The sequence below is a fragment of the Streptomyces pseudogriseolus genome (assembly GCA_002154585.1).
GTDB classification, from domain to species: domain Bacteria; phylum Actinomycetota; class Actinomycetes; order Streptomycetales; family Streptomycetaceae; genus Streptomyces; species Streptomyces pseudogriseolus.
Genome location: MUNG01000062.1, coordinates 1 through 4,894, shown reverse-complemented (window position 1 = coordinate 4,894; position 4,894 = coordinate 1). Strand labels below are relative to the sequence as shown.

The following is a 4,894-nucleotide window of genomic DNA, read 5'->3' as shown; positions in this document are numbered from 1 at the left end:
CCGCCACCCCACGCCTCACCCCCCACCTCACTCCACGGTCACCGACTTGGCGAGGTTCCGCGGCTGGTCGACCTCGTTGCCGCGGGCGGTGGCCAGCTCGCAGGCGAACACCTGCAACGGCACGGTCGCCACCAGCGGCTGGAGCAGCGTCGGCGTGACCGGGACACGGATCAGATGATCGGCGTACGGGACGACCGCGTCGTCCCCTTCCTCCGCGACCACGATGGTCCGGGCGCCCCGGGCGCGGATCTCCTGGATGTTGGACACGATCTTGTCGTGCAGCACGGACCGCCCGCGCGGCGACGGCACGACCACGACCACCGGCAGGTCGTCCTCGATCAGCGCGATGGGCCCGTGCTTCAGCTCGCCTGCCGCGAAGCCCTCCGCGTGCATGTAGGCGAGCTCCTTCAGCTTCAGCGCGCCCTCCAGGGCGACCGGGTAGCCGACGTGTCGCCCCAGGAAGAGCACGGTGTTCTTCCCGGCGAGCGAGCGGGCGAGCTCCCGTACCGGCTCCATGGTCTCCAGGACCCGTTCGACGGCCCCGGAGATCGACGCGAGGTCGCGGACCACGGCGCGGATCTCGTCGGCGTACTTGGTGCCGCGCACCTGCCCGAGATAGAGGGCGACCAGATAGCAGGCGACCAGCTGCGTCAGGAAGGCCTTGGTGGACGCGACGGCGACCTCGGGGCCGGCGTGCGTGTAGAGGACGGCGTCCGACTCCCGCGGGATCGTCGAACCGTTCGTGTTGCAGATGGCCAGCACCTTGGCGCCCTGCTCGCGCGCGTGCCGCAGCGCCATCAGCGTGTCCATGGTCTCGCCGGACTGGGAGATGGCGACGACGAGGGTCTGCTGGTCGAGGATCGGGTCCCGGTAGCGGAACTCGCTCGCCAGTTCCACCTCGCACGGCACGCGCGTCCAGTGCTCGATGGCGTACTTGGCGATGAGCCCGGCGTGGAAGGCCGTGCCGCAGGCGACGATGACGACCTTGTCGACCTCGCGCAGCACGTTCGCCGGGATGCGCACCTCGTCGAGCGTCAGGGAGCCCGCCCCGTCGATCCGCCCGAGGAGCGTGTCGGCGACCGCCTTCGGCTGCTCGGCGATCTCCTTGAGCATGAAGTAGTCGTAGCCGCCCTTCTCGGCGGCGGAGGCGTCCCAGTCGACGTGGTACTCGCGGACGTCGGCCGGGGCCCCGTCGAAGTCGGTCACCGTCACCGTGTCCCGGCGCAGCTCGACCACCTGGTCCTGCCCGAGCTCGATGGCCTCACGGGTGTGCGTGATGAACGCGGCGACGTCGGAGGCGAGGAACGACTCGCCCTCCCCGACGCCCACCACCAGCGGCGAGTTGCGGCGCGCGCCGACGACCACGTCGGGCTCGTCGGCGTGCACGGCGACGAGCGTGAAGGCGCCCTCCAGCCGCCGGCACACCAGGCGCATGGCCTCGGCGAGGTCGGCGCAGGCGGAGTACTCCTCGGCGAGCAGATGGGCGACGACCTCGGTGTCGGTCTCGGAGGCCAGTGCGTGCCCGCGCTCGGTCAACTCCTCGCGCAGGGCGGCGAAGTTCTCGATGATGCCGTTGTGGACGACGGCGACCCGGCCCGCGTTGTCCAGGTGCGGGTGGGCGTTGGCGTCGGTCGGTCCGCCGTGCGTGGCCCACCGGGTGTGCCCGATGCCGGTCGACCCGGCCGGCAGGGGCCGTTCGCTCAGCTCCTTCTCCAGGTTGACCAGCTTCCCGGCCCTCTTCGCCGTGGCCAGTCCGCCGTCGGCCTGCACGGCGACGCCCGCCGAGTCGTAGCCCCGGTACTCCAGTCGCTTCAGTCCGGCCGTCACGACGTCAAGCGCCGACTGCGGCCCTACGTAACCCACGATTCCGCACATGCCGGGCAGCCTACGGTCCGTCAGCCGCCGAAAAGGGCCTCCGCGTGCCCGAAATCGGAAATTCCCACCGGTGCACGAGGCACCGGTGGGACAGGTTCCGGGTCAGCCGAGCTTGCCGACCTGGGCGGCGACGACGTCGGCCGGGACCTCGAAGTCCTTGCCGGTGGCCATGGACGCGAGGTTCACCGCGCTGAAGGTGACCACGGTGGCGCCCTTGCGCACGACGACGATCTTCGCGGGAGCCTTGACGCCCTCGTCGGCGGCGACGGTCAGCGTGAAGGCGGCACCCTCGTCGCCGCCCTCGGGCGCATCGGTGGTGGCGACCTTCTCGACGTTCATCGGCTCACCGACGACGGTGGCCTTGAACCCGCCCGCGCACTTCTCGGCCGCGGCGACGAGCCCCTTCACGGCCTGCTCGGCGCCGTCACCGTCGTAAGAAGCGAGATTGATGAGCATCTTCTCCAGGTTCAGCGCGGCCACCAGGGCGTCCTCGGGCTTGGTGTCCGCGGACGGCTTCACCGGCTCACCGGTCCAGGACCGCTTCACGGACGCGGCCGGCTCGCCCTGCGCCACGCCGGCCTGGGCGTGCGCCAGCGGCAGACAGGCGGCGTCCTCCGTCTCCACCTTCTCGACGGCGATGTCGTCCGACGCGGGGAGCTTGGTGGCGACCTTGCCGCTCTTGACGTCCGACTGCGCGAGGGCGGCCTTCTCCAGCTCGGCGGCGGTGAGCGCCTTCGCCGGGGCGGCTGCGGAGGTGGTGGAGGCGGGCTTGCCCTTGCCCTCGTCGCCCTTGTCCTGGTCGTCGCCGGAGCCGCCGCAGGCGGTGACGAGCAGGGCCAGCGCGGCGGCGGAGGCGGCGAGCGCGGTACGACGGACGGAGCTGGTTCTCACGGTGGAACTCTTTCTCGAAGGTGCGGAGGATCCGCATCATGTGCGCGCACTGTAAACACAGCCACTTCACAGTTGATCACCGGGTCCCGCCCCCGGCGTGACACAGCCCACCCGCCACCCGGTTCAAACTCCGTTAACAATGGACTGTGATCTCTCCGGTCTCCCCGATGCCCCGGAGCGCCCACCGGCAGCGGCCGGAGGCGACTCCCTACATGGACCTCACCCGCGCCGAGTGGAGCGCGCTGCGTGACAAGACTCCGCTGCCCTTGTCGGCGGCGGAGGTCGAGCAGCTGCGCGGCCTGGGCGACGTCATCGACCTCGACGAGGTACGAGACATCTACCTGCCGCTCTCCCGCCTCCTCAACCTCTACGTCGGCGCCACCGACGGGCTGCGGGGCGCGCTCAACACGTTCCTCGGCGAGAAGGGCTCCCAGTCGGGCACGCCCTTCGTCATAGGGGTCGCGGGCTCCGTCGCCGTCGGCAAGTCCACCGTGGCCCGGCTGCTCCAGGCTCTGCTCTCCCGCTGGCCCGAGCACCCCCGCGTCGAGCTCGTCACGACGGACGGCTTCCTTCTGCCCACGAAGGAACTCCAGGCACGCGGCCTGATGTCGCGGAAAGGTTTCCCCGAGTCCTACGACCGCCGCGCGCTGACCCGCTTCGTCGCGGACATCAAAGCCGGCAAGGCGGAGGTCTCCGCCCCGGTCTACTCCCACCTGATCTACGACATCGTCCCGGACGAGGAACTCACGGTGCGGCGGCCGGACATCCTGATCGTCGAGGGACTGAACGTCCTCCAGCCGGCCCTCCCCGGCAAGGACGGCCGCACCCGCGTCGGCCTCGCCGACTACTTCGACTTCAGCGTGTACGTCGATGCCCGCACCGAGGACATCGAGCAGTGGTACCTGAACCGCTTCGGCAAGCTGCGCCGGACGGCGTTCCAGGACCCGTCCTCGTACTTCCGCAAGTACACGCAGGTCTCCGAGGAGGAGGCGCTGGACTACGCCCGCACGATGTGGCGGACCATCAACAAGCCGAACCTCGTCGAGAACATCGCCCCCACCCGCGGCCGGGCGACCCTGATCCTCCGCAAGGGCCCGGACCACAAGGTCCAGCGCCTGAGCCTCCGCAAACTCTGATCATGGCTAGTCTGCCGCCATGCTGCATCTGCGCCTGATCACACCGTCCGGACAGACGGAGGACGCGGTCCGACTGATCGAGAAGACCGTCGGAACGACTCACCTGTGCGTGCTGACGGGCGCCGCCCGCGACCCCGCCGGAGACGTCGTCCTCTGCGACGTGGCCCGCGAGTCCGCCGACGACCTCCTGAGCGGCCTGAAGAACCTCAACCTGGACACGACCGGCTCCATCGCCGTGGAGAACGTCGACCTGTCCCTCTCGGACCGCGCGGACCGGGCCGAGAAGGAAGCACCCGGCGAAGGCGCGGACGCGGTTCTCTGGGAGCAGCTCACCGAGGCGACCCACGAGGAGTCGACCCTCTCGGTCACCTACCTGGCGTTCCTCACCCTGGCCACGATGATCGCGGCATGCGGCGTGGTCCTGGACAACGCGATCCTGATCGTGGGCGCGATGGCGGTAGGCCCCGAATTCGGCCCCCTGGCCGGCATCTCCACAGCAGCGGTCCAACGCAAACCACGCCTGGCACTCCGCTCGCTGACCGCCCTCCTGGTGGGCTTCGCCGCGGCGATAGTGCTCACCGTGCTCTTCAGCCTCTTCATGGACGCGGTAGGCCTGTTCACCCAGCGACAACTGGAAGGCGAACGCCCCCAGACCGGCTTCGTCTACGCCCCCGACTGGTTCTCGTTCGTCGTGGCGGTGCTGGCCGGCGCGGCAGGCACGCTCTCCCTCACGTCCGCGAAGTCAGGAGCGCTCGTGGGAGTCGCCATCTCCGTCACCACAGTGCCCGCCGCAGCGAACGCGGCAGTGGCCCTGAGCTACGGCGACACCACCCAGACCTGGGGATCGACCGAGCAACTCCTGCTCAACCTGCTGGGCATCACCCTGGCGGGAACGCTGACCCTGCTGACGCAGAAGCACCTGTGGCGCCTGCGACGGGTGTAGCCGCGCACGGCGGGGAGGGGACGGGGTGGGGGTGGTCGCCCGCAGCGGC

At 70.1% G+C, this 4,894-nt stretch carries 4 protein-coding genes; 2 read left to right on the top strand and 2 right to left on the bottom strand.

What is annotated here, in order from left to right; genetic code table 11:
- Window positions 1-27 precede the first annotated feature (27 nt).
- Window positions 28-1,875, bottom strand: coding sequence for a glutamine--fructose-6-phosphate transaminase (isomerizing) (gene glmS, locus CCN29_RS07145; RefSeq protein ID WP_031023908.1), 1,848 nt, complete (start codon window positions 1,873-1,875; stop codon window positions 28-30).
- A gap of 102 nt (window positions 1,876-1,977) precedes the next feature.
- The gene (locus CCN29_RS07140; protein ID WP_086680587.1) at window positions 1,978-2,766 is read right to left on the bottom strand and encodes a hypothetical protein; all 789 of its coding nucleotides are present in this window, start codon (window positions 2,764-2,766) and stop codon (window positions 1,978-1,980) included.
- 167 nt (window positions 2,767-2,933) lie between these two features.
- Here CCN29_RS07140 and coaA point away from each other — a divergent pair, with 167 nt between their 5' ends.
- Window positions 2,934-3,902 carry a type I pantothenate kinase gene (gene coaA / locus CCN29_RS07135; RefSeq protein ID WP_031023912.1) on the top strand — a complete coding sequence of 323 codons (969 nt, stop codon included), beginning with the start codon at window positions 2,934-2,936 and terminating at the stop codon, window positions 3,900-3,902.
- 19 nt (window positions 3,903-3,921) lie between these two features.
- Window positions 3,922-4,845: a DUF389 domain-containing protein gene (locus CCN29_RS07130; protein WP_031066655.1), complete on the top strand. Its 924-nt coding sequence runs from the start codon at window positions 3,922-3,924 to the stop codon at window positions 4,843-4,845.
- Window positions 4,846-4,894: the final 49 nt, after the last annotated feature.